Origin of the sequence: Corallococcus sp. bb12-1 (genome assembly GCF_026626765.1) — a bacterium.
GTDB classification, from domain to species: Bacteria; Myxococcota; Myxococcia; order Myxococcales; family Myxococcaceae; genus Corallococcus; species Corallococcus terminator.
Map to the genome: position 1 here is coordinate 38,671 of NZ_JAPNJZ010000001.1, position 22,970 is coordinate 61,640.

Genomic DNA, 22,970 nt, shown 5'->3' on the forward strand with positions numbered 1-22,970 from the left:
CAGGGGAAACTATGAAGACTCGAAACCTGGAGGGTCAAGGCGCCCTACCACCGGGACGCCCTCCAAGGCAGCCCTGGAGGGCCACCGAGTGTCAGTCATTCATCGTCAGGGGATGACTGTGTTTGAAATCAGGGAGGACCTGAGCGGCCAGGGGCGAGCCCAGCAGCGCGAACACCCGCTCCCGGTGACAGGTCAGGCTCGCGCGCAGCTTCGGTGAACCGTGGCGCGCGAGCAGCCCACACCAACGCTCCAGGTAGGCGCGCTGGGCTTCGGTCCCGAGCGCGGCGGGCGCCTCCGGGTCCAACGCGCCATCCAGCAGGCAGCGCAACATCCGGGGCCCGCTGCCGCGATGCCAGAGCGTGGCCACGCGCCGGTTCGTGTTGATCAACCGGCGCACCTCGCTGAAGTGCCGGCTCACCGCCGCCGCCAGCGCCTCCCCTTCCGGCAGCGCCATCAACCGCGCCCGGAGGATGCGCAGCGCGGGCGGGGGTTCGCGCGACGCGGGGGCGTCCTCCATCCGTGGCACCGCGCGAACGCCACTGCCACCACCACCGCCCGCCGGCACTCGGTCCATGGCGGCCCGCACGTCGAGCTTGCCCGCGCCCCAAGTCGTGCGGGACTCCCCGGCCGGCGGCGGCCTGGCGGACAGTTGGAGGTATTCGAGGATCTTCGCGCGGGTGAGCGTGGGGTTCTTCTCCAGCATGAGCGCGATGGCCCCCGCGACGTGCGGCGCGGACATGCTGGTGCCATCCATGTCCTGGTACAGGCAGCAGCACGCGTCGGGGCAACAGGAGCAGCAATGCCCCGTCTGGTTCGCTGCGTCGGCCTTCGCCGAGCGGATCTTCAGGCCGGGCGCGGCGAGGTCCGGCTTGGGGTTGGCGGTCGCGTCGCGCGCCACGGGGCCCCTGCTGGAGGAATCGACGATCCCCGTGGACGGAAAGCAGTCACACCAGCCCGTGCGCGACGCGTGGTTGGCCACGCTGATGGCGCTCGCGGAGGTGGCGGGCACGGTGAGGGTGGAGAGGAACGAAGCCCGGATTTTATCGTCCGGAGGATTCTTCACCGGCAGGAATTTAGGGGCATGGACGCCCCGGTCGATCCAGCAATGGAACAGCACCGCCCCGGCGTTCGGGTTGATGAGCCGCAGCTTCCAACCCTCCCCTCCCGGCAGGGACCCGGTGTCGGGCTGGGTCAGGGTGATGCGGAAGTTGTTGTCGCGTCCGTGCGCGCCGTTGATGGTGCCCGTGATGTCCACCACCACCTGCCGGTCCTCCGCGTCGGTGGGGTTGGCCACGAAGCTGTCGTCGTCGCCGTGGTCGACCGGGTCGCTGGAGGCGCCCGGGGTGACGACCTGGAGGTTCAGCGTGCCGGCTCGCGCGTACCAGACATCCAGCACGGCGTCGGAGTCGTGACCGTCCAGGACGGAGAACTCGACCTCCACGGTCTCATTGCTGGAGACGCTGCTGTGCACGTGTCGGCGTGTGCCGGCCTCGTTGCCGGCGGACACCACCACGGCGCGGCCCGTTTGGTTGGCCAGGAACGCGTCGATGGCCAGCTCCACGGTCGAGGTCCCATCGTGAGCGCCCAGGTTGTCCCCCTGGCTGATGTTGACCACGGCGGCCTGCCCCGTGCTCGCGGCGCGGGTGAAGATGAAGTCCATGGCCTCGATGAGCCGCACGTTCGCGCCCAGCTCGGGATCCTCCGCGACCTCGTACCGTACGAGGATGAGGTCGGCCGCCGGTGCCACGCCGACGTACGTCTTCGAAGGATGACAGCAGGTCGCGGGCACGCCATTGCCCGCGGCGATGCCCGCGACATGGGTGCCGTGGCCCCGCGGGTCCACGCTGCGCACCTGCCCCTGGTCGTGCTGGAGCGCCTGGGAGAGGACGTCCTGCTCGTAGACGACGCCCACGTCACCGGGCCCCGCGGTCTCCGTCGCCTCCGCCGTGAGCCGCATGTCCCACAACGCGAGGATGCGGGACTGGTCCGGCGCGGTCGCGAAATCGCGATGGCGCCAGTCGAAGCCCGTGTCGATGATGCCGATGATGACGCCCCGCCCCAGGTACGGCGGGGTGCCGGTGTGGACCGCGTCGGCGTGGACCTCGGGAACGCTGTAGTCCAGTTGGGGGCGCATCCGGCGGGGCCCCTCCACCTGCACCACGTGCTCGATGGCGCCCAGGGCCTCCAGCCGCTCGGGCGGCAATGAGCCCGTGGCGATGTGGTAGCCCTGCGTCGGGTGGGAGACGACGCTGCGCACCCTGAACCCGACTGCCTTCAGGTCGTCCAGGGGGCCGGTGAACTCGACCGCGAGGTCCACAGGGGCCCCCGTCCGACGGCGAAGCTCGGGTGACAGCTTCGAGTTCATGACGCCCCCCCGGCGCACGCGTTCGAGCACGCCTGGGAAAGATGGGGACGCGAAACGCGGAGGGTCAAGGAGCCCTCCCTCCAGGGCTCCCCCAGCGGCACGGGGGAGGACCGCCCGCGCCCGCTACCGCCCGAGCCGGGCCGCCAGTTCGAGCCGGGCCGCGACGGCCAGCGCATCCGCCCGGTTGTTCTCCACGTCATCCGAGTGGCCCCGCACCCAGTGCCAGGACACCTCATGGCCGCGAACGGCCTCCAGCAGTTCGCGCCAGAGGTCCGCGTTGGACACGGCCTTCTTGTCCGACGTGCGCCAGCCGTTGCCCTGCCACTTGTCCAGCCACTTCGCCTCGAAGGCGTTGCACACGTACTTGGAGTCGGTGAACACCTGCACGCGGCACGGCATCTTCAGGGCCTTGAGCGCCACGAGCGCGGCCGTCAGCTCCATCCGGTTGTTGGTGGAGTCCGCCTCCGAGCCCTGGAGCTCCTTGCGGTAGGACTGCCGCTCCGGGGCGATGAGGATGGCCCCCCAGCCGCCCAGGCCGGGGTTCGGCGAACAGGCGCCGTCGCAGTAGATGTGGACGAGGGGGAGCGACATCGAACGCGCACCCTACCGCGCCGCTCAAGGGATGACGATGCGCGAGTGCAGGCTCCGGCCGTCATAGGCCGCGGCGCCGCAGCGCGGATGCGCCCAGTCCCCATTCACCGCCGAGCAGATGCGGAAGGCCTGGATGTTGGAGGCGGGCACGTTGATGCCCGGCGTGTCACAGCGTCCCTGGTAGCTCCAGGCCAGGCTCTTGTTGACGGCCGCCACCCCGATGCAGGGGCCAATCCACGCGCCGGTGTCCCGCCGCTGCACGTCGATGGAGTACTGGGCGTTCGTCTGCGTCTCGCTCCACTCCAGGTCCACGAACGGCGTGAAGCCCCCGGGCAGCTCCAGGGAGACGTCGTCGGAGATGCCGTCATACGCCTTCTCCACGAAGGCGCCCCAGGCGCCGTTGAAGGCATAGAAGATGCGGAAGGCCGCGATGTCCCCCTTCGTCACCACGCGGTCCCCCGCGCTGCGGCACACGCCGTCGAAGACGGTCTTGTTGGACTGGCCCAGGAGCGCCACGGAGCTGCACGGCCCAACCACCGTCCCATCGCGCAGCACGACATCCAGCGAGTAGCTGTAGCCATTGAGCTTGTTCCAGCGGACGCTCACCTGGTTGAGGGAGGTCATCGCACCGTCAGGCTTGAAGCCGACGCGCTGCTTGTAGGTGCTGCGCGAGGTGAGATTGCCCGCGGTGTCGAAGGCCCCGACATGGAAGACATTGAAGTACTCCCCCCGTCGTTCGACGATGACGTTGTGGCCGTGGCTCTGCACCAGCCTGCCAGCGGAGTTGCGCAGCGGCAGGGACAGCCGCCGCACCGCGCGCGCCCGCGTGAGCTGGGGGATGGAGTCCGCCATCACGTAATACATGGCATACTGGCTGTTGTACCAACCGCCGCTGAAGAGCAGGTAGTAGATGCCATTGCGTTTGAAGACCTCCGGGGCTTCGTTGATGCCCTCTTCATGGGCAGGCGTCGCGAACACGGCCGGCCCCGCGTGGTTGTAGACGGTGCCCGGCGCGGCGGTGTTGAACGAGGAGATGTTGTTGCCCCGGTCGAACCAGACATAGAAGAACCAGCGCGCCGAGGTGTCGTTGTACGTCGCCGCGTCGATGCGGATGTTCCGGTTGCAGCCCTGCGGCAGGCAGCCCGGGACGGTGGAGGTGCGCGGCAACGTCGTGTTGGCGTTGAGCGGCTGGGGCGCGCCGAAGTTCAGGTTCAGGTCGGACGCCGTGGCGACGAAGGTCGTCACCTCCTGGCCGGCCGGAGGGCACGCCGCGCCGTTGGGCACCCGGTGCGCGGAGAAGTGGAGCTGGTAGGCGCCGTTGGACTTGTTGAGGTCCGGCGCCCACAGGAAGCAGTAGTCGTATGTGGGGTCTGCCTGCGACGGATTGTAGTCGCGCTTGAAGCGGAACGCCGTGAGGTCGTTCGACTCGTAGAGCGGCAGCACCACCCCATTGCCTGTGCCGGTGAGGAAGAACAGGTCGTCGTTCTCCTTGAGGACCTCCGGGTCCGCCAGCCACGGCACCAGCAACGTCCGGGCGTTGTCGCCGTCCGCCAGCGCCGCCGTCGAAACGGCCTCTGGCGCGGGGCCAGGCTCGGGGGCCGGCCCCCCTCCACATCCGGCGAACGGGGTGGAGAGCGCGGACACCAACATGACGATGCGAAGGGGCTTCATGGCTTCCTCCTGGAAATCCTCAAATTCCAGAAAGAGCAGGTAGGGCGCAAGGGCGCAATGGCCAAGGTCGTCCCACCTTTGACGGTCCGGCTCCGATCCGCTATATCAAGCGCGATATTGATTATCAAAATCATTTGATGTCAGTAGCCAGCCTGGATTGAACGACCCCGTGAGCACCTCCCCCCGGCGTTTCCCTCCCCTTCTCGCGGCCGCTGGTGGCGTCGCGGTCCTTGGACTCGCGGTCTTCGCCCTGCGGGCCTCGCGCCCTTCCACGCCCGCCCCGGAAGTGGCCGTGCCCGCGGCGACGGCGCCCGCGGCGGGCCGGACCTTCACCCACGGCCAGGGCAGCACCGTGGTGGCGGAGCACCCGAAGCAGGTGGTGGTGTTCGACCTGGCCGCCCTGGACACGCTGGACGCGCTGGGCGTGGAGGTCCAGGGGGTGGCCGGTGAGTACTTCCCCGGGCAGCTGGCGAAGTTCGCGGACGCGAAGAAGTACCCCCGGTTCGGCACCCTGTTCGAGCCCGACTACGAGGCCCTGAACGCCGCGCGGCCCGACCTCATCATCACCGGCGGCCGCTCCAGCGCGCGGTACTCGAAGCTGAAGGACATCGCGCCCACCATCGACCAGCCCACGGACGACGCGCACTACCTGGAGACCGTGAAGGCGAACACGGAGCGGCTGGCGGCGGTGTTCAGCAAGGAGGAGAAGGGCCGCGCCCTGCTGGAGGACCTGGACCGCTCCATCGCGACCTTGAAGCAGACCACCGCGACCCGGGGTCGGGGCCTCATCATCCTGACGACAGGCGGGCGGATGAGCGCCTATGGGCCTGGCTCCCGCTTCGGGGTGCTCCACGAGGGCTTCGGCATCCCGCCGGCGGCCCCGACGCTCAAGGCGTCGCTGCATGGCGAGGCCGTGGGGTCGGAGTTCATCCTGGAAACGAACCCGGACTGGCTGTTCGTCATCGACCGGGACGCGGCCATCGGCGAGGGTGGGGGCGCACAGCGGCTGCTCGACAACGAACTGGTGCGCCAGACGACGGCCTGGAAGCAGGGACAGGTCGTCTACCTGGAGCCCGCCAACACCTACCTCATCGGCGGAGGCATCCAGTCGATGCGGCGCCTGATGGAACAGATCGCCGATGTCTACGCTCAGCCCCGACAGCCCCCCGCTCCCTGATTCGGGCCCCTTCGCACGACGTGAGCCGGTGGCCCTCGCGCAGGCGGGCTCGAACGCCGTGCCGCGCCTCGTCGTGGCCGGACTCGGGGTGCTCGGGCTCGCCGTCGTCAGCCTGCTGATTGGCGTGAGCCACGTGTCGTGGGACGCGCTCTTCGCGGCCGGCGGGGATGACCGCGCCGCGCAGGTGCTGGTCATCAGCCGCGTGCCGCGCACCCTGGCGCTGATGCTGTCGGGCATGTCCCTGGGCGTGGCGGGCCTCATCCTGCAGATGCTCGCGCGCAACCGCTTCGTGGAGCCCTTCACGGCGGGCACCGCGGAGTCCGCGAGCCTGGGCATCCTCGCCGTCACGGTGCTGGCCCCCGGCCTGCCCATCCTGGCCAAGACGCTGGTGGCCGCGGGCTTCGCGCTGGCGGGCACGGCGCTGTTCCTGCTCATCCTCCGCAAGCTCCCGCTGCGCTCGGCGCTCGTCGTGCCGCTGGTCGGCCTGGTGCTGGGGGCCATCTTCGACGCGGTGACGACGTTCTTCGCCTACCGCTTCTCCCTGCTGCAATCGCTGGCGGCCTGGACCACGGGCGACTTCTCCAGCGTGATGCGCGGGCGCTATGAATTGCTGTGGAGCGCCTTCGCGCTGACAGTGGTCGCCTACGTCGTCGCGGACCGCTTCACCGTCGCGGGCATGGGCGAGGCGTTCACCACGAACCTGGGGCTGAACCACCGGCGCATCGTCGCGCTGGGGCTGGCCCTCGTCGCGATGGTGACCGCCGTGGTGGTGGCCACCGTGGGCATGATTCCGTTCATCGGGCTCATCGTGCCGAACCTGGTCAGCCTGATGATGGGCGACAACGCGCGGCGCTCCATTCCGTGGGTGGCGGTGCTGGGCGCGGGCTTCGTGCTGCTCTGTGACATCGCCGGGCGGGTGGTGCGCTACCCGTATGAGATTCCCGTCGGCACCGTGGCGGGCGTGGTGGGCAGCCTGCTGTTCCTCTACCTGCTGCTGCGGAGGGATGCCCGTGTGGGCTAGCGCGCTCAAGCCCGTGGGCCACGAGCGGCGGCTGCTCCTGCTGGGAGGCCTGGCCCTGTTGTGCGTCGCCATCTTCATGACCGTGGGCGCCAACGGCCGGTGGGACTTCGTGCTGCCCTTCCGGGGGCGCAAGGTCGCGACGGTGATGCTGGTGGGCTACGCCATCGCGGTCTCCACGGTGCTGTTCCAGACCGTGACGGAGAACCGCGTGCTGACGCCGGCCATCATGGGCTTCGACACGCTCTACGTGCTGCTCCAGACGTGCCTGCTCTTCTTCCTGGGCTCCACCACGGTGGCGTCGCTGGACGTGCGGCTGCTGTTCGCGGTGGAGGTCGCCGTCATGGTGCTCTTCTCCGGCGTGCTACACCGGTGGCTGTTCTGGAGCGGGCGCCGGAGCATCCACCTGCTGTTGCTCACGGGCGTGGTGCTGGGCGTGCTGTTCCGCAGCCTGTCCACCTTCCTCCAGCGCGTCATCGCGCCCAGCGAGTTCGCCTTCCTCCAGGACCGCTTCTTCGCGAGCTTCAACAACCCGGATCCGGACCTGCTCGCGGTGTCGGCGGTGGTGACCCTGGGCGCCTCCGGCCTGGGCCTGGGCCTGCTGCGCGCTTGTGATGTCCTGGGGCTGGGCCGGGACCTGGCCATCAACCTGGGCCTGGACCACCGCCGCACGGTGTCGCTGCTGCTGGTCGTGGTGGCGGTGCTGGTGTCGGTGTCCACGGCGCTCGTGGGGCCGGTGACCTTCTTCGGCCTGCTGGTGGCCAACCTGGCGTACGGGCTGGTGGGCTCGCACCGGCACGTCCACATCCTGCCGGCCGCCGTGTTCCTCGCGGTGATTGGCCTCTTGGGCGGCCAGCTGGTGCTGGAGCAGGTGTTCTCCTTTGGCGCCAACCTGCGTGTCATCATCGAGTTCCTGGGCGGGCTGATGTTCATCGCCCTGCTCATGCGAGGCGCCCTGCGATGATCGAGGCCCGGAACGTCTCCCGCCGCTACGGAGACACCCTGGTGGTGGATGACGTCTCCCTGCGGATTCCCGAGCGCGGCGTCACGTCCATCATCGGGCCCAACGGCGCCGGCAAGTCCACCCTGCTGTCGATGATCAGCCGGCTGCTGCCGCTGTCCTCGGGCGTGGTCCTGGTGGACGACCTGGACGTGACGAAGACGCCCGGGGATGCGCTCGCCCGGAGGCTGGCCATCCTGCGCCAGGACAACCACCTCACCGCGCGGCTGACGGTGCGCGACCTGGTGACGTTCGGCCGCTATCCGCATTCACGGGGCCGCCCGACGGTGGAGGACCGCGCCTTCGTGGAAGGAGCCATCCACCACCTGGGCCTGGAGCCCATCGCCCACCGCTTCCTGGACGAGCTGTCCGGCGGCCAGCGCCAGCGCGCCTTCGTGGCCATGGTGCTGTGCCAGGACACGCACTACGTGCTGCTGGATGAGCCGCTCAACAGCCTGGACATGAAGCACGCGGTGTCCATGATGCAGGAATTGCGACGCGCGGCGGATGCGCTGGGCAAGAGCGTCATCCTGGTCCTGCACGACCTCAACTTCGCCTCCTGCTACTCCGACCACATCATCGCGATGCGCGAGGGCAAGGTCGCCTTCCAGGGCAACGCGGAAGAGTTGATGCGCACCGAGGTCCTGCGCGGCATCTACGACCTGGACATCGCCATCCACCAGCTCGACGGGAAGTGGATCGCCGTCCACTACCGGTAGCGCCGCCGGTGGACGGATTCAGCTTCGCGCGAGCACGACCGGCGCGGGCTCCCCCAGCCGCGACAGCTCCAGGGCCTTTCCGGTGAGCCGCACGCGCAGGCGCTCGCTGCCCTCCACCGCGAACAGCCCGTCTTGCGTCAGGGGCGTCAGGCGGGCGTCCGGACGCCGGTCGCGCACGAGCCAGAGCGCGCCGTCGCGGAACGTGGCCTGCATCTCCCCGAAGCGACCGGCCAGGGACTTCAACCGGGCTGGTGCGATGGACACCGGGTGGAGCCGGGCTTCGATGCCCACCTGGGCCCAGGTGTATTCGGCGCGCTGCGCGGGCGTGGGAGTGGGCGCTGCCATCAATCCCTTCAGGGCCCGCGAGTGCGCGACCTCCAGGGCCTGGACGGGCGGAACGTCCACGTCGGGAGCAATGCCAACACCGTCCCAATTGGTCTGGCTGACCGCGTGGACGGGGCGGCCCTCCGGCACGCTGAGCATGAAGGCCGGGGGGATGGGCGTGAACCAGTTGTTGTTGGCGGCGCCCGAGGTCCGGGCGCCAATCAGCTCGCCCAGCTTGAACTGTTGCACGTCGTAGACGAAGTCCTCGCCCGCCGAACCCACGCCCCCGTCAATCAAGACATACAGCGGCTTGCCTTTCATCCGTCCCGCCGGGACGTGCTCCAGCGCGCGGGACTGCACCGGCGGCTCCGAGCCCCGGTGGAAGGTCATGAGCAATGTGCCCTCCTCCAGGAAGTGGCTGACCAGGTATTGCACCGCCGCGTGTGAACCGCCGCCGTTGCCACGCAGGTCGAGGATGAGCGCGTCCCCGTCCTTCAGGAACCGCATGGCGTCGTCATAGGCCACGCCGGTTTCGTCCCGGGTCCAGCGGAAGCTGGAGATCTTCAGGTAGCGGACGTTGCCCGCCAGCACCCGCGTCTCGGTGAGGCCGTGGTGTTCCCGCAGGGCCTGATTGCGCCCGTACGCGTCGGCGTCCGCGCCCTGCCCCTTCGGGGCCTTCGCGGCGGCGTACCGCGCGGGGGCGTGCTGAAGGTACAGGTGCAGGTCCCCGCTGGAGCTTTTCAGGTCGTCGGTGATGCGCGCGGCCAGCAGCGACGGTGAGTCCACGTCGTAGCGGCCCTCCTTCCGGGACTGGCTCAACCGTTCGAGCACCGCCGCGCGCTTCTCCGGGAAGACGTAGGACTTCTGGACCGCCTCCGTGATGGCGGCCAGGGCGGTGTCGCGTTCAGCGGGCGTGAGCCGGGCCGGTGCCTCGGCGTGTGTATTGGAACCGGAGGGCTGTGCCTGGGCGGGCAGCGCTCCCGTGAGGAACAGCGACACCACCGCGACGGTCACGTGTCTATTCAGCGTCATCGGGTTCTCCGTCCAGTCCATCCAGATGCAGGGTTTCGCCTACCCGGGCCCGCAGACCGCGCCGGTCGAGCGCCGCGTCCAGCCCGTCCAACTCCGCCAGCAAGCCCGGCGCGCCTTCCGCCAGGAGCTGGGTGGCCGCCGCCGCGATGGCGGCCCACAACGGCTCCAACCGCTGGGCCGTCTGCCTTCCGCGCGCGGTGAGCTTCAATCGCTGGCGTCGGCCGTCCTGCGGGTCGGGCGCACCGGCGATCAGCTTTTCGCGCTCCAAGGCGGTGCGCACCTGGCTGACGGCCGCGTGCGTGACGCCCAGCCGCTGCGCCAGCTCCCCCACCGTCAGGGGCCCGTGCTCGCGCAGCGCGGTGAAGACCGCGTACCAGCGCGGCTCGAAGCGCTCGCCCGCGGCGCGGTAGATGGCGTGGACGTCCCGGTCCAGCCGCTCCACCAGTCGGCGCAGCCGCGAACCGAAGGCCCCCGTCCCCTGTTTCGCCACGTCATCCACAACTCCGTTATCACTTACGGATATGTCTGGGTCAAGCCGGGTGACTCCAGGGCCTGCTCCGGCGCGGTGGGCTTCCGCGTCAAAGCAGGCCCGGAGGGACTCAGGGCGCGCAGTAGCGGAGCGACTTGAGGGTGTACGTGGGCGGGGTGGCGGTGGCGGTGATCAGGAAGGCGCCCATCCACTGGCCTGACAGCTCGTGCATCAGCACCCATTCCTGCTGTCGATGCAGGGGCATCAAACCCGCTCCAGGGGTCCAGTCCGTCACGACGCCCGTCGGGCTCCGCCCCCAGAGCCGCCCCTGACCGAACAGGTAGGAGTCCCCCGGGAGGTTGGAGTCGTACTTCGCGGAGAACCAGGTCGCCTTGAGTCCGCGCGAGGTCATCGTGGCGCTGAGCCACGGGCTCTCGCCCGCGGCCGTCGTCATCCGCTCCACCAGGGTCTCCGGAGCACCGCCGTCGAAGAGGGCTCGCACGCGCAACAACTTCCTGTTCCCTCCCGAGACATCCCGCAGGAGCAGGATGGGTTCACCCGGGGTGCCCTCGGCCGTGGCGTTCTCCTGAAGGAGCACGGGCATGGGCGAAGACCCCACGGACAAGGTGCGCTCCACCCCCACGGGCGACAGGTCTCGGTCGTAGCGCCGCAGGTGGATGAGCACGTCCACTTCGAAGCCGCGGTCCTCCACCGCCATCACCAGGAAGTTCCCATCGCCCAGGGCCAGCACGGAGGGGGCAAACAGGGCGCCGTCTTGAAGAGCCACAGCCTCCCAGAAGCAGGCCCCCCACGACGCAAAGCACCGCCCACGTCCGGCCCGGCGACTTCATCCACTCTTGCATGGCCCCCTCTCGGACGCCTGAAAGGCTATCCAATTCCTGCCACCGGCAGCCACCCACGCCGCGTGCAATGCCTGAAGTGCCCTACGAACGTGCGAGGAGTTCCGCCTTCTTCGCCTCGAACGCTACCGGACGCCACCGCCCTGCCCCGGGCAACCGCGGTGGCTCATCCGCGCAGACGCTTTCGCATCGCGTCGCAGGCGTCCTTCGCTTCCTTCAGGCTCACGCCGTAGCGATCCCTGTAGAGCTTGATGGCCTCGATGAGGTTGTCCTCGCGCAACGCCTGTTCGATGTCCGCATCCGCATCCACGGGCCCCGAGGGCTCGCGTCCAAAGGGATGCCGCCCCGCGATGAGCGCCTCCACGGAGTCCTTGGCCTCCTTCAGGCCAACACCGTGTTGCTCGCGGTACAGCTTGATGGCGTTGATGGTCTGCCCCGCGTCAATCAACTCCTTGATGCGGGCCTGGAACACTTCTGGAGCCAGCCGGGCCGGCGCGGGCACGGGCGGCGGGTCCAGGGGCGGCTGTTCGCGGGAGGAGGACTCGCGAAGGCGACGTTGCGCGAGCGCCAGGACGCCCCCGGCGATGAGCGCGAGGACAATCCATCCGATGAGGTTCAGGGACATGCCCCCGAGCATAGGTGAAAACCTGTATGTTCTCAGCCCTTCGTCAGAAAGGCAGACGCCGATGCGCGAAAAGAACCTGGAGTACACGCTGGATTGGATTGCCATCCAGGAGCTGGTGGCTGAGTACGGGCAGGCCATCGACCACGGCAAGGACACAGGCGACTGGACGCGCTGGGAGCGGGTCTTCACGCCGGAGGTGACGTCGGACTACTCGCGCTTCATGGGCGTGCCGCCCGTCACACAGCCGCGCGCGGTGCTGGCGAAGTTCGGCGACGTGTCGCTGGAATGCTTCACGCGCACGCAGCACGCCACGGCCAACACGGTGCGCACCGAGTTCAAGAGCGACACGCAGGCCACGGTGCACGCCTACGCGGAGGTGTCCCACTTCTTCAAGCTCGACGGCGTGCCGCAGGAGTGGACGCTGGTGGGACGCTACACCCACGAGGTGGTGAAGACGGACAAGGAGGGGTGGCGCATCCAGAAGGTCACGCTGGATCCGATGCACCAACGCGGGAACCTCTTGGGCCTCCAGTTCGTCCAGGGCAAGCGCCTGGGCACCCCGTAGCTCAATCGGTCAGCAGCACCATCAGCAGATGGCCCAGGGCCTTGGCCTCCTCGTGTTGGGGGTCAAGCTCCAGCGCATGATCGACGATGGCGTTGGCCTCGTCCAGACTGGCCTCATTCTTGAGGAACAGCGCGTAGGCGTAGTACGCATCCGCGGACTTCGGCTCCTTCGCGATGCGCTCCAGGAACGGCTTCTCCTCGTCATCTGGCGGCGTGAAGGCACCTGACGGAGGACATGGGTCGCCTTACTGGCCCTTGATGCTCTTGGAATACGCCCCCGGCGCATGCACCTTGAGCGCCTTCATGAAGCGCTTCATGTCCTGGACCACTTCAGCGTCCCGGGCACACATCCCGAGCACGGCGATGTACAGCCCCTTGTTGAGCCCGGGGTAGTCGTCGGACTTCCTCACGGTCAGCAAGTCCCCGCTCGGAGTCGCGAAGCGAACCCAGAGCACCTTGGCTTTCAGCCGGTCCAACGCGGCCTGAGCCTCCTCTTCGGTCTTTCCACCGCCGACGATGATGATGTCGTAGGTGCGCGGCTTCGGCTCCTTGGCCGAGGCAAACAGTGGGACGCAGACGGCCAATAGCAGCAGGATGCGAGAGGTCATCCCGCCAATCTATCTGCTCTCCCGCGCCTTGCCGACACGGCGGGCCGCAGCACCGGAAGCACGCTTCCGCCGCGGACGCGCGGGCGCCTTCGCCAACGCCCCCGCCTGAGCGCCAATGGTCTCCGCCAGGAAGTCCACCACCGCGCGCACCCGGGCGTTGTTGGCCAGGTCCTCATGGAACACCAGCCACACGGTCCGCTCCAGCTCCGGCAGGACGTCGCGCAGCGGAACGAGCTCCGGATACAGGTGGCCGAAGATGGCCGGCAGCAACGTCACGCCCAATCCCTCTCGCGCGGCCTGGAGCAGGCCCAGGATGGAGGTCAGCCGCACCGCGACGGTGGCCCGGGCCGCGTGCACGTCCAGCCACTTCGATTCAGGCCAGCGCCTGGAGTCCTGCGCGTACCCGACCACGGCGTGTCCCTGGAGCCCTGCGTCGAAGCGCACGGGTCCCCTGCGCTCAAGGTACGCCTGGGACGCGAAGGGCACGATGCTGATGGCCGCCACCTTCCGGGCCCGCAGGGAGGGCTCCTGGGGACGCACCAGTCGGATGGCCACGTCGGCTTCGCGCCGGACGAGCGACAGCGTTTCGTAGCCGGAGAGCAGGTGCAGCTCGATTTCGGGATGCCGCTCCCGGAAGCCGGCCAGCCACGGCAGCACGTTGTGGACCAGGAAGGAGTCCGTCGCGGTGACCGTCACGGGCCCGGAGGGGCGCAGGTCCTCTCCGCTGGCGAGCCGCTCCACCCGCAGCGCCTCCGCCTCCACCGCCTCCGCGGCCGGTAGGATGCGCAGGGCCACGGCCGTCGGGCGGAGCCCCGAGGGCGTCCGGTCGAAGAGCCGGGCCCCCAGCTCCCGCTCCAGCACCGCTAGGCGCCGGCCCACGGTGGTTGGGTCCACCTTCAACTGGCGAGCCGCCGCGGAGAGGTTCCCGCCCCTCGCGATGGCCAGGAAGTGCTGCAGGTCGCTCCACTGGGGCATGCCCTGCATTCTTGCAGAGGAGCCCTGCGGAAACGGGCATTTTCGCAGAGACCCCCTGTCGTCATTCTTCCCGGCGTCGCTTCCACCGAGGAGTTCCCACCGTGAAGACCCTTTCCAAGTTCGCCGCCGCGCTCGTCGTCGTCTCCGCCTTCGGTCTCGCCACCGCGAAGAGCAAGACGGACGCGGCGGCGTTCCAGCAGACCGCCTACGACAAGCTCACCTGGACGGAGATGATGCCCGGAGGCCCGTCGGTGCACGTCCTCTGGGGCGACATGAAGAAGGGCCCGTACGCGCTCCTGATGAAGTTTCCCGCGGGGTTCGACTCGGGGCCGCACACCCACTCCGCCGACTACCATGGCGTGCTGGTGAAGGGCCGGATGACGAACACCAGCGACGGCGCGGCCCCGGTCGGCGCCGTCGAAGCCGGCAGCACCTGGGACCAGCCCGGCAAGTTGGTGCACCGCAACCAGTGCGCGCCGGAGTCCGAGTGCGTGATGTTGATTGCCCAGGACAAGCCGTTCGACTTCGCTCCGGCGAAGGCGAAGTAGGCGACGGACCGCCCCTGGGTGGGGTCGTCGTGCACAGGGACTGTCAGGAACCCGGGGCATCCACCGACCGTCGGCGCCATGCGAATCCTGACCCTGGACACGGTGCCCCTGCGCGCGTGGCCCTATCTCAATGCAGCACCGCGCGGCGGGACGGAGACACAACTCCTGCCCTTGCTGCGCGGGACGGTGGACGCGCTCCCGGAAGGACTGGAAGCGCTGCTGGTGACCTCGGACCTTCAAGGCGTCGCGCCGCACGCCCGCAAGAACGGGGCCGTGGCCCTCCTGGGCGAGGTGCTCGCGGACGCCCTGGCCTTGCTGTGCGAGGAGGGCTCCCTGCCACCTTCCGCGCACATCGGCGTGGTCCTCGCGGGCGACCTGTACTCAGCGGCGAGCGCCAACGTGCGAGGGGCCTCCGGGGACGTGCGCAGCGTGTGGCGGGCCTTCGGGGAGCACTTCCGGTGGGTGGTGGGCGTGGCGGGAAACCACGACACGTTCGGGGGGCCCCGCGAACAGGCCCGCTTCCAGCAGCAGCCCGGACTGCATCTGCTCGATGGCGAAACCGCCGACCTGGAGGGCCTGCGCGTGGGGGGCGTGGGCTGCATCATGGGTCGTGGGGACAAGCCGGGGCGACGCGAAGAGCCTGAGCACCTGCGACTGCTGGGGGACACGCTGAGCCAGGCCCCGGACATGCTCGTGCTGCACCAGGGACCGGACATACCCGGCACGCGGCTGCGAGGAAGCACGGCCATCCGTCTGGCACTGCCAGAACGCGAGGGGCCCCTGGTGGTGTGCGGTCATGCGCATTGGGAGACGCCGCTCGCATCCCTCCCGGGAGGAGCGCAGGTGCTCAATGTGGACAGCAGGGCCGTGCTCCTTCAGCGCGCGTCCTGAACCCTCACTTGCCCTGCATTTTTCCTTGAAAGCACGACGGGCCCGAGAAGTTGGAGTTGCAAACACTTCCAGTTGAAGTTCAGGGATCCCCTCGAAAGACACTCTTGATATGTCTTTCGCCACGGGCGCTCCACCCCTACGCGGGCGCCTGCTTCCCCAAGGGAAATCCCAATGAGCATCGTTTCGAGTGGCACCCGTGGCATCGCCATCGCACTCATCGGCGTGAGCGCACTCGCCGCCAGTTGTGGTGAGGTGCAGGGCACGCCGGAGAGCAGCCCGTCCCAGGCCCATGAAGCGAAGTCCTCTCTGGAACACACCTCCGCCATCGTCCCGGAGCGGGAGCTGGTCATCCAGGACCCGGGCGTGGTGAACGACGCGGTTCGCACCACGTGGTCCGGTGCGCAGTCCACGGATGGGAATGCCGCGGAGGGAGCGTGGAGCTTCGGTCGTCTGGTGACGGGGATGAGCGGCCCCGTGGCCCCCGAGGACTTCGTGCGGGACCTGCTCACGCGGTGGGGGGCCGGCGTCGCGCGGGACTGGCCGACGCGCGCCGATGGAAAGCTGGACCTGACGAAGGCGCCCCTGCGCCTGCGGTCCATCGCCAACCGCCTGGACCTGCGCGACGTGTCGCGAGGCAGCGCCGGTGAAGGTCACTTCGTCTTCGACGTGCTCGACGCGAGCGGCCAGCCGTCAGGCCTCACCGTCACCCTCGCGTATGAGCTGCCCGCGCGGACGCACGCAGACGTGCTCGAGCATGCCCGCCGCTGGCATGCGCTGGCCCGCCTGACGCCTGGCACCGAGGCGTTCAACTCCGCCCTCCAGGCCATCACCGAGCGCTTCCCGCCCGGGGCGGGCCGGGCCATCCTCGGCACCACCGAGCCGACCGAGCCGAAGGAGCTCGCTCGGCGCGCCACCGACCTGCGCACCCTGCTGGACGACGACACCCAGGCGCCCACCGCGACGCTCACCGCGCCGGCCGACGGCAGCTTCGTGCGCTCCACCGTGACCGTCACGGCGAACGCCGCCGACGACGTAGGCGTCGCCCGCGTGGACTTCTTCGATGGCGCCTCGCTCATCGGCTCTTCGTTCACGGCGCCGTTCAGCGCGTCCTGGAGCACGACGTCGTTGTCGGGGGTGCATTCGCTGACGGCGCAGGCCTTCGATGCCGCCGGCAACAGCGGCACCTCCAGCGCGGTGAACGTCACCGTGGACAACAATCCCCCGCTGGTCCTCACGGGCGCGCCCCAGTACACGCCCACCACCCAGAACTACGTGCGCGGCACCGTCACCGTGTCGTGGACGGTGGCCCTGCAGGGGGGCGCCCCCGTGTCCCTGGCGCGCGTCTACCAGGACGGGGCCGTGCTGACGTCGAGTCCCAACGTCTCCGGCACCGTCTACTCCATCTCGTGGAACACGCTGGTGCTGGGCAACCGCGCCTACAACATCGGCTTCCAGGCGACCGACGCCGCGGGCAACGCGTCCGTCCTCAACACCCGGTCGCTCATCGTGGACAACGTGAAGCCGTCCGTGTCGAACATCACCTCGCCCACCAACGGCGCGGTGGTCAGTGGTGTCGTCACGCTGGCGGCGTCCGCGAGCGACAGCCAGGCCCTGGCCTACGTCATCTTCGAAGTGGACGGCGTGAACCTCACGCCCTACGCGACCACCGCGCCGTTCACGAAGACCTGGGACACCACGGGCCAGTCCGGCACGCATGTGATTGTCGCCGTCGCCACGGACCGCGCGGGCAATGTGCGGCGCAGCAATCCCGTCACCGTAACCGTGCCGTAGGTTGAGGCAGACGTGCGGGCGGGGGGCGCGGATGCCCCCGTCCGTACGGGAGCATCCCAGCCCCTGTTTTCGGAGAACCTTCAGCCAAGTATGCAAAAGATGTAATCTCGGAACAACTGGACTTCAATGTCCACTGAAAGGGTTCCTCGCATGAGCTCCACCTTCCGTTCTGTCTCCCTGCTGCTCCTTGGCACCGCCCTGCTGGGTGGCTGTGATGCAGCGCCCACGACCACCCCCAGCAACGAGAACACCGTCTTCCCCACCGACGACCTGGGAACGGTCGAGAGCCAGTCGAACGCAACGCCCGCAAGCTGCGCGATTGGCGTGCCTGCGGACTCCGCCGCGGTGGAACAGACCGTGGTTTCACTCATCAACCAGCGGCGTGCGACGGGGACCGTCTGTGGCGGCGTGGCGAAGCCGCCGGTTCCGCCCCTCACCGTGGAGTCGCGCCTGAGCTGCTCCGCGCGCGGCCACGCCCGGGACATGGGCACGCAGGGCTACTTCGGCTACATCGGACTGAACGGCTGGACGCCTTTGCGGCGGATCACCCAGCTGGGCTACACGCCGCTTTCGTACGCGGAGGAGAACATCGCCACGGGCTACAACAGCACCGCGGCCACGGTGGTGGACGCATGGCTGGCCACCCCCCGCGACTGCAACAACATCATGAACCCCGCGTATACCCACGTGGGCGTGGGTTACTACGTCGTCCCGGGCAGCACGTACTCCTACTGGGTGCAGGACTTCGGCCGGCCCTGACCGTCCCCGGACGCGGCGGAGACGAGGGTCTGGAGCAGGTCCCCTGCGCGAGCGCATGAAGGCTCGCGCAGGTTCGCTCCTGTCAGGGTCGGAGACGGACAGCGCGTTACTCGTCGAGTTCCTCGCTCTGCACGTCGATGTTGGCGATCCCCACGGGGCAGTACTCGTAGTACCTCACCAGGTACCGGATGTTCAGGCTGCCATCCTTCACGCAGCGCTGCATCAGTCCCCCGAGTCTGTTGTTCCGGTGCAGATCTTCGAGAACAGACTTCCGGCTGGCGATCTGCGCCTCACCCGCGGAGCGTCCCGAAGAGCTGTTGGGCTTGATCTCGATGACCTCACAGGAGCCATCCGAGACATTCACGCAGTCGATCCGCCCCCCTGGAATCTCATACTCCATCGCCGTGCAGCCGGTCTGGAGCGCGAGGTGCTTCTTGTTCCCGTTCTCCAGATACATGTTCACCAGCGGGTTGTTCCTGCCACGCAGGATGCCCAGGTTCCCCGCATCCTCAAGGCGCTTGTAGGTCGCGGTCATGTTCCGCTTCTGGCGGTTCACCTCCGCCTTGAGCGTCGGGTTCCGGGTGGACTCGACGGCCTTCACGTCGTCAATCAACCGCTTGAGCCGGTCGAGGTACTGGCGTTGCAGGTTGCCCATTACGGACGCCACCTCGTCGGCGACGCGCTGCACGCGGTCTGCGAGCTGGTATTCGTCCTGGTCACAGAAGGCCTGGAGGAGCTTCTCCGCGCTCTCCTGGCGGAACCTCCCTCCCGGCTTCAGGCCCCGGCGTTCCTTCTTCCATTCCTCGTAGTCCCGGGCGACTCGCTCCAGGGTCGTCTTCACCAGCAGGTCGCGGTCCTTCAGCACCTTGAGCGCGTTCACCACGTCCGGGTTGTTGGTGCCCTGCAAGAGCTTGCCGCACACGGCCTTCGACTCGTCGAGCCGGCTGCGCATGTGCCGCTGCATGGCCACCGCGGTCTCCTGGACGCGGTCACGGACCGTCCGCCAGCGCCCTTCGTCGAACGAGAAGCGCTTCGCCTCCTCCAGGAGCCGCTCCTGCTCGCTGAACCTCCGCTCCGCGGCTTCAAGCTGCTGGCGCGTCTCCGTGGAGAATTTCTCCGCGCGTTCGGTGACGACCTTGACGCCCTCGTCGGCATCATCCAGGGCGCCCAGGTAGGCGCGCACCGTGCCCATGAGCTGATCCTCGGTCGTCTTGCACGTCACTTGAATCGAATCGAACGAGAACTGCTGCGGCTTCACCTGCTTCAGCAGCTCCACCGAGCGGCGGAACTCCTTGTTCCGGTCCGGCCAGACGTCGGTCATCCGCTTCGCGGTGTCGTCCTCACCACGCGCGCTCTTGAGCTGTTCAAGCTGGGCCGCGATGTCGGTGCTGGAACCGAGCGCCGAGTCGAGCTCCGACGTGCCGGTGCGAGCGCCAGCGCCCCAAAGGGCACCTGCGGCCTGGTCGAGGGACTGGTTGATCCTCTCGGTGATTTCCCGACGCACCCGGCTGCTGTCGCCGAGCTTCGCGAGCGCATCCTTCACGGCGTCGGATTCGCGTCCCCGTGCCAGCTCCTGGCATTTCGCCTTCGTCTCCTCCATCCGGCGCGTCCAACGGTCCCAGATATCGCTCACGCCGTCGTGGAGCTCGCCCTTCACGTCCGACCAGCGGCCCTGGGATTCGGAGAAGTACCTCGCGGTCCCCCGTGCGCGGTCCATCTCACCGTGGACCTCCTGCATGCGCTTGTACTCGTCGGAGTACTGGCGCCCGACCTTGTCGGCCTCCTCGGAGACCTTCGAGACCCCGTTCGGGTCCTTGCGTTCGACGAAGTTCTGCATGAACGCCTTCAGGTTCCGGTCCGCTTCCGAGCAGCGTTCGGACAGGCGGGACTCGTCGGCCTTCACCTGGAAGTCCTTCATCCGTTTCAAGGCCTGCGCCGACTCCCGGAACTTCGGAATCCAGTCCGGGTAGTAATAGACCATCGACTTGCCTGGGTCGCTCTGCGGGTCGAGCGACTTGAGCCGGTCCACCTCGCTCTTGACCGTGTTCAGATAATCCAGGGCGGAGTCGATGTCGCTGGAGCTCGAATCGGAGACGATGCCGTCGAGCTTGTCCTTGATGCGGGACAGGTTGTCTTCAATCGCACGCACCCGGTCGTCGATTTCATCCGCCCACGCGGGCGCGGCGACGAGGAGCGAAAGCATCGCCAGGGTCAGGGTCTTCTTCATCGGTCGCTCCCGGTCTCCAGTGGCTTCGGACGCGCGCCCCTCACACGGGCGTTCTTCGGAAACAGCTTCGCTGCCGCCTTCCAGTCGAGCGCGCGACCCACGCCCGGCTTCGCCGGCTCCCCGCCCGTTTGTCGGGGCGCGACCTGGCTCCAGTCCTCGGGGGTGAACAGGCTGGTCAACTGCGAGGTCCGTGCGAACCAGCTCGCATAGAAGGCGGGATCGATGTCAAAGCCGCCGTCCGCCACCACGTTCCCATCCGCCTTCTTGAAGGGAAGGTCCGCGAGCAGTTGCATGGACTTCTCGTCCACCGTCGGCGGCGGCATGCCCTGCGTCGAACGGAACGCCGCCCAGTTTCGGAAGAACGCGTTGTTCGTGAGCACGACCTCATTCAGCCGGGAGTCGGCCCGCACCGCGAAGTTGTCAATGTATTGGAACACGTTCCCCTCCACCACCGCCGGGGCGTTGCCCGTCAGCGCGAGCCCACTGCCCGTCGAGGTCGAGCCATCGTGCGGGCGGCTCCGGTTCCAGACGAACAGGACGGTGTTGTCACGGACCTGGGCTGGCCGGGTGCCGAAGCCTCCCGTGACGCGGATGGCCTCGGTGAAGACGTTCACCACGATGTTGTTCTCGAAGGTGACAGCGTTGCTCATCCGCACCGCCGAGCCCGCGCCATTGACGAAGGTGCAGTTGCGAATCACGGACTCCGGCGACGACACCCAGAGGTGCGCGTCGTCAGGCGAACCATTCAGGTCGATGAAGCCATCCGGGTCGTAGCGGTTCAACGTGCGCCGGTCGAAGACGAAGCCGTCCACGATGAGCCCGGTGTGGTCGCCATTGCCTTCGAAGAGGTAGCCCTGCGGAGAGGTCTTCGAGTCCGCGGGCCAGGACAGGAGGCTCGGCGTGTTCCAGGGGTCGCGTTTCTTGAAGTCCCGGTCCCAGCCCCCGAGCAGCGCCAGGTACTGCTTCCCGTCGACGACCCACTTGCCGCTCTTCAGCTTGCCGCCGTACTCCCCCGCGGCGACGAGGATGCGGTCGCCCCTGCCCGCCTGGTCAATGGCCTGGAAGGGGTCACGGAATGGCTTCTCGCGGGAGCCATCGCCCCCGCTCTCCCCCGCGCGCACGAACCAGTCCCGCCCCTTTGGACGTTCGGACGCGACGACCTCCTGTTCGAACGGTTCGATGGCGTCGATGACGATGGCGTGCTTCGGATAGCCCTGCTCACGGGTGCGCGCGGTGCCGCGCACGACGAAGAGGTCACGCGGCGGGCCCGAGCCGTAGTTCGGGATGGCGTCGATGCCGCGCTCGACCGCCGTGCCCTTCTTGAAGAAGCCGGTGGTGCGCGATTCGTTCTTCGCGTCGATGAGGAAGACGGCCTTGTGCGTCTCGCGCGAGGTGCCGGAGGGACCGTTGTACGGATGGGCCACGCCCTGCACGCCGACGACCAGTTGGATGTCCTTGCCGTCGTAGCCCTTCGGGTTCGCGGCGAGGCTGTCGAGGCCGACCTTCGCGTAGGTCTTCGATGCCGTCGTCACCGCGACCGCGGAGAAGCTCGCCGGGAGCGCCTTCGCGCGTGCGCCCTGCTTCAATGAGGGGTTCTTCGGTGCGATGAGCGCGGCGACCGCTTGTGGCGGGTAGGCCGGGGCGAAGAGTTCGACCTTCTCGCCCGTCGCGGGGAAGCCCGCGCCCGTCCGCGTCTGCTCCCAGGCCTTCGCGTCGAACTTCTTCCCGGGCACGGCGCGGCGGGTGAACTTCTCGTACCAGGCGGAGTCGAACGGGAGTTTCGGATCGACCGCGATGTTGCCACCCGCCCTGGCGAAGCCTGCGTCCTCGGCCTCGCCAATGTCCGAGTCGTCGAGCGAGGACTTCTTGCCCTGAGAGTAGAAGGTGACGTTCGAGTAGAGGTTGCGCCAGAAGGCATTGCCCTGGAAGGTGACCTTCGCGGGCACCGTCACCTGCACGCCGTGGTTGTCGGAGTGGACGATGAGGTTGTTCTCCACGAGCGCCTTGTTCGTCACGTCGATGCCAGCGCCCTCCGGACCGCCCTCGGCGATGGCCTGGGTCGCCCACACGAAGGCAATCGTGTTGTCGCGAATCGTGACGGGCAGGTCATGGTCGCCGCCACCCTTGGACGTCACCGCCGCGAAGATGGAATTCACGATGACGTTGTTCTCCACCACCGCCCCCGGTGATGTCCTCACGGCGTTGACCGCATTGACGATCAAGCAGTTGCGCAGGATGCCGCCCTTCGCGAGGTCGACCGCGCCGTTGCGTTGGAGCGCCTTGGGGTCGAAGTTCCCGCCCTCGCCCGCATGGTCGTAGTAGTCCTGCATATCGATGAGGAAGCCATCGATGGCGGCGCCGGGGGTGTCGCGCTCCGTGCTGGTGCTGATCCGCGCGAGCGAGACGTCCGGCCGGTTCGCGGCGCCCTTGCGCCAGGTGAGCTCAGCCGGGTTCTTCCAGGGGTTGCGCTCCCGAAAGGTCGCGTCGTAGCCGCCAAGCAGTTCGACGCCAGGGAACTGGAGCACCCAGTTCCCATTCTCCAGCTTGCCGAAGTAGCGACCGGCGGCGACGTGCACCTTGTCGTTCGCTTCGACGCGCTCCAGCGCCATCCAGGGATCGGCGAAGGGCTTCTCACGCGAACCGTCCCCTCCCACAGCGCCCGCGCGAACGAACCAGTCACGCGCATGCGCAGGAAAGGCCAGACACAGCAAGGCCAGGACGGCCAACGGGCTCAGCGATGACGCGAGCCTCACGGG

20 protein-coding genes are annotated in these 22,970 nt (G+C 68.3%); 9 read left to right on the forward strand and 11 right to left on the reverse strand.

The genetic code is table 11. From position 1 onward, the window contains the following. Window positions 1-91 precede the first annotated feature (91 nt). The 3 genes from OV208_RS00125 to OV208_RS00135 form a co-directional block, all read right to left on the reverse strand. Complete coding sequence (locus tag OV208_RS00125; protein ID WP_267571742.1) at window positions 92-2,365, reverse strand: S8 family serine peptidase; 2,274 nt, start codon at window positions 2,363-2,365, stop codon at window positions 92-94. A gap of 123 nt (window positions 2,366-2,488) precedes the next feature. After that, window positions 2,489-2,956, reverse strand: coding sequence for a ribonuclease HI (gene rnhA / locus OV208_RS00130; protein ID WP_267571743.1), 468 nt, complete (start codon window positions 2,954-2,956; stop codon window positions 2,489-2,491). Window positions 2,957-2,980: 24 nt separating this feature from the next. Further along, window positions 2,981-4,627: a glycoside hydrolase family 43 protein gene (locus tag OV208_RS00135; RefSeq protein WP_267571744.1), complete on the reverse strand. Its 1,647-nt coding sequence runs from the start codon at window positions 4,625-4,627 to the stop codon at window positions 2,981-2,983. A 169-nt stretch (window positions 4,628-4,796) separates the two neighbouring features. On the opposite strand from OV208_RS00135, the gene OV208_RS00140 reads away from it, so the two are divergent. From OV208_RS00140 to OV208_RS00155, 4 genes are read left to right on the forward strand one after another with little or no spacing between them, the layout of a single operon-like run. Continuing rightward, window positions 4,797-5,804 (forward strand): siderophore ABC transporter substrate-binding protein, encoded by a 1,008-nt coding sequence (locus OV208_RS00140; RefSeq protein ID WP_267571745.1) that lies wholly within the window; start codon window positions 4,797-4,799, stop codon window positions 5,802-5,804. Beyond that, on the forward strand, window positions 5,767-6,825 hold the full coding sequence (locus OV208_RS00145; RefSeq protein ID WP_267571746.1) for an ABC transporter permease: 1,059 nt from the start codon (window positions 5,767-5,769) through the stop codon (window positions 6,823-6,825). Before OV208_RS00140 ends, OV208_RS00145 begins: the two co-directional genes overlap by 38 nt. Next, on the forward strand, window positions 6,809-7,786 hold the full coding sequence (locus tag OV208_RS00150; RefSeq protein ID WP_267571747.1) for an iron chelate uptake ABC transporter family permease subunit: 978 nt from the start codon (window positions 6,809-6,811) through the stop codon (window positions 7,784-7,786). The genes OV208_RS00145 and OV208_RS00150 overlap by 17 nt, the downstream gene beginning before the upstream one ends. Further along, the gene (locus tag OV208_RS00155) at window positions 7,783-8,541 is read left to right on the forward strand and encodes an ABC transporter ATP-binding protein (protein ID WP_267571748.1); all 759 of its coding nucleotides are present in this window, start codon (window positions 7,783-7,785) and stop codon (window positions 8,539-8,541) included. The genes OV208_RS00150 and OV208_RS00155 overlap by 4 nt, the downstream gene beginning before the upstream one ends. A gap of 18 nt (window positions 8,542-8,559) precedes the next feature. Here OV208_RS00155 and OV208_RS00160 read toward each other — a convergent pair whose 3' ends face one another. The 4 genes from OV208_RS00160 to OV208_RS00175 form a co-directional block, all read right to left on the reverse strand. Beyond that, window positions 8,560-9,897 carry a S41 family peptidase gene (locus tag OV208_RS00160; RefSeq protein ID WP_267571749.1) on the reverse strand — a complete coding sequence of 446 codons (1,338 nt, stop codon included), beginning with the start codon at window positions 9,895-9,897 and terminating at the stop codon, window positions 8,560-8,562. Continuing rightward, a complete protein-coding gene (locus OV208_RS00165) occupies window positions 9,884-10,387 on the reverse strand; it encodes a MarR family winged helix-turn-helix transcriptional regulator (protein ID WP_267571750.1) in 504 nt (167 codons plus the stop codon). Before OV208_RS00165 ends, OV208_RS00160 begins: the two co-directional genes overlap by 14 nt. A gap of 109 nt (window positions 10,388-10,496) precedes the next feature. Further along, window positions 10,497-11,153, reverse strand: coding sequence for a hypothetical protein (locus OV208_RS00170; RefSeq protein WP_267571751.1), 657 nt, complete (start codon window positions 11,151-11,153; stop codon window positions 10,497-10,499). A 239-nt stretch (window positions 11,154-11,392) separates the two neighbouring features. Further along, entirely contained in the window at window positions 11,393-11,851 is a 459-nt protein-coding gene (locus OV208_RS00175; protein WP_267571752.1) for a hypothetical protein, read from the reverse strand. A 61-nt stretch (window positions 11,852-11,912) separates the two neighbouring features. On the opposite strand from OV208_RS00175, the gene OV208_RS00180 reads away from it, so the two are divergent. Beyond that, window positions 11,913-12,416 (forward strand): nuclear transport factor 2 family protein, encoded by a 504-nt coding sequence (locus OV208_RS00180; protein WP_267571753.1) that lies wholly within the window; start codon window positions 11,913-11,915, stop codon window positions 12,414-12,416. A gap of 244 nt (window positions 12,417-12,660) precedes the next feature. On the opposite strand, the gene OV208_RS00185 is transcribed toward OV208_RS00180, so the two are convergent. Next, window positions 12,661-13,023, reverse strand: coding sequence for a hypothetical protein (locus OV208_RS00185; RefSeq protein WP_267571754.1), 363 nt, complete (start codon window positions 13,021-13,023; stop codon window positions 12,661-12,663). Between the two features lie 9 nt (window positions 13,024-13,032). Beyond that, entirely contained in the window at window positions 13,033-13,998 is a 966-nt protein-coding gene (locus OV208_RS00190) for a LysR family transcriptional regulator (protein WP_267571755.1), read from the reverse strand. A 101-nt stretch (window positions 13,999-14,099) separates the two neighbouring features. On the opposite strand from OV208_RS00190, the gene OV208_RS00195 reads away from it, so the two are divergent. From OV208_RS00195 to OV208_RS00210, 4 genes are all read left to right on the forward strand, one after another. Further along, the gene (locus OV208_RS00195; protein WP_267571756.1) at window positions 14,100-14,546 is read left to right on the forward strand and encodes a DUF4437 domain-containing protein; all 447 of its coding nucleotides are present in this window, start codon (window positions 14,100-14,102) and stop codon (window positions 14,544-14,546) included. Between the two features lie 78 nt (window positions 14,547-14,624). Continuing rightward, entirely contained in the window at window positions 14,625-15,437 is an 813-nt protein-coding gene (locus OV208_RS00200; protein ID WP_267571757.1) for a metallophosphoesterase family protein, read from the forward strand. Between the two features lie 171 nt (window positions 15,438-15,608). After that, on the forward strand, window positions 15,609-17,228 hold the full coding sequence (locus OV208_RS00205) for an Ig-like domain-containing protein (RefSeq protein ID WP_267571758.1): 1,620 nt from the start codon (window positions 15,609-15,611) through the stop codon (window positions 17,226-17,228). Window positions 17,229-17,378: 150 nt separating this feature from the next. After that, entirely contained in the window at window positions 17,379-17,987 is a 609-nt protein-coding gene (locus OV208_RS00210) for a CAP domain-containing protein (protein ID WP_267571759.1), read from the forward strand. A 106-nt stretch (window positions 17,988-18,093) separates the two neighbouring features. On the opposite strand, the gene OV208_RS00215 is transcribed toward OV208_RS00210, so the two are convergent. Next, window positions 18,094-20,214: a hypothetical protein gene (locus OV208_RS00215; RefSeq protein ID WP_267571760.1), complete on the reverse strand. Its 2,121-nt coding sequence runs from the start codon at window positions 20,212-20,214 to the stop codon at window positions 18,094-18,096. Further along, a complete protein-coding gene (locus tag OV208_RS00220) occupies window positions 20,211-22,967 on the reverse strand; it encodes a right-handed parallel beta-helix repeat-containing protein (RefSeq protein WP_267571761.1) in 2,757 nt (918 codons plus the stop codon). Before OV208_RS00220 ends, OV208_RS00215 begins: the two co-directional genes overlap by 4 nt. Window positions 22,968-22,970: the final 3 nt, after the last annotated feature.

Bases quoted from the DNA above. Each gene is read 5' to 3' on its own strand.
- rnhA (WP_267571743.1), bottom strand. From the start codon at position 2,956: ATGTCGCTCCCCCTCGTCCACATCTACTGCGACGGCGCCTGTTCGCCG.
- OV208_RS00210 (WP_267571759.1), top strand. From the start codon at position 17,379: ATGAGCTCCACCTTCCGTTCTGTCTCCCTGCTGCTCCTTGGCACCGCC.
- OV208_RS00150 (WP_267571747.1), top strand. From the start codon at position 6,809: ATGCCCGTGTGGGCTAGCGCGCTCAAGCCCGTGGGCCACGAGCGGCGG.
- OV208_RS00180 (WP_267571753.1), top strand. From the start codon at position 11,913: ATGCGCGAAAAGAACCTGGAGTACACGCTGGATTGGATTGCCATCCAG.
- OV208_RS00135 (WP_267571744.1), bottom strand. From the start codon at position 4,627: ATGAAGCCCCTTCGCATCGTCATGTTGGTGTCCGCGCTCTCCACCCCG.
- OV208_RS00145 (WP_267571746.1), top strand. From the start codon at position 5,767: ATGTCTACGCTCAGCCCCGACAGCCCCCCGCTCCCTGATTCGGGCCCC.
- OV208_RS00160 (WP_267571749.1), bottom strand. From the start codon at position 9,897: ATGACGCTGAATAGACACGTGACCGTCGCGGTGGTGTCGCTGTTCCTC.
- OV208_RS00175 (WP_267571752.1), bottom strand. From the start codon at position 11,851: ATGTCCCTGAACCTCATCGGATGGATTGTCCTCGCGCTCATCGCCGGG.
- OV208_RS00190 (WP_267571755.1), bottom strand. From the start codon at position 13,998: ATGCCCCAGTGGAGCGACCTGCAGCACTTCCTGGCCATCGCGAGGGGC.
- OV208_RS00205 (WP_267571758.1), top strand. From the start codon at position 15,609: ATGAGCATCGTTTCGAGTGGCACCCGTGGCATCGCCATCGCACTCATC.
- OV208_RS00125 (WP_267571742.1), bottom strand. From the start codon at position 2,365: ATGAACTCGAAGCTGTCACCCGAGCTTCGCCGTCGGACGGGGGCCCCT.
- OV208_RS00200 (WP_267571757.1), top strand. From the start codon at position 14,625: ATGCGAATCCTGACCCTGGACACGGTGCCCCTGCGCGCGTGGCCCTAT.
- OV208_RS00155 (WP_267571748.1), top strand. From the start codon at position 7,783: ATGATCGAGGCCCGGAACGTCTCCCGCCGCTACGGAGACACCCTGGTG.
- OV208_RS00185 (WP_267571754.1), bottom strand. From the start codon at position 13,023: ATGACCTCTCGCATCCTGCTGCTATTGGCCGTCTGCGTCCCACTGTTT.
- OV208_RS00215 (WP_267571760.1), bottom strand. From the start codon at position 20,214: ATGAAGAAGACCCTGACCCTGGCGATGCTTTCGCTCCTCGTCGCCGCG.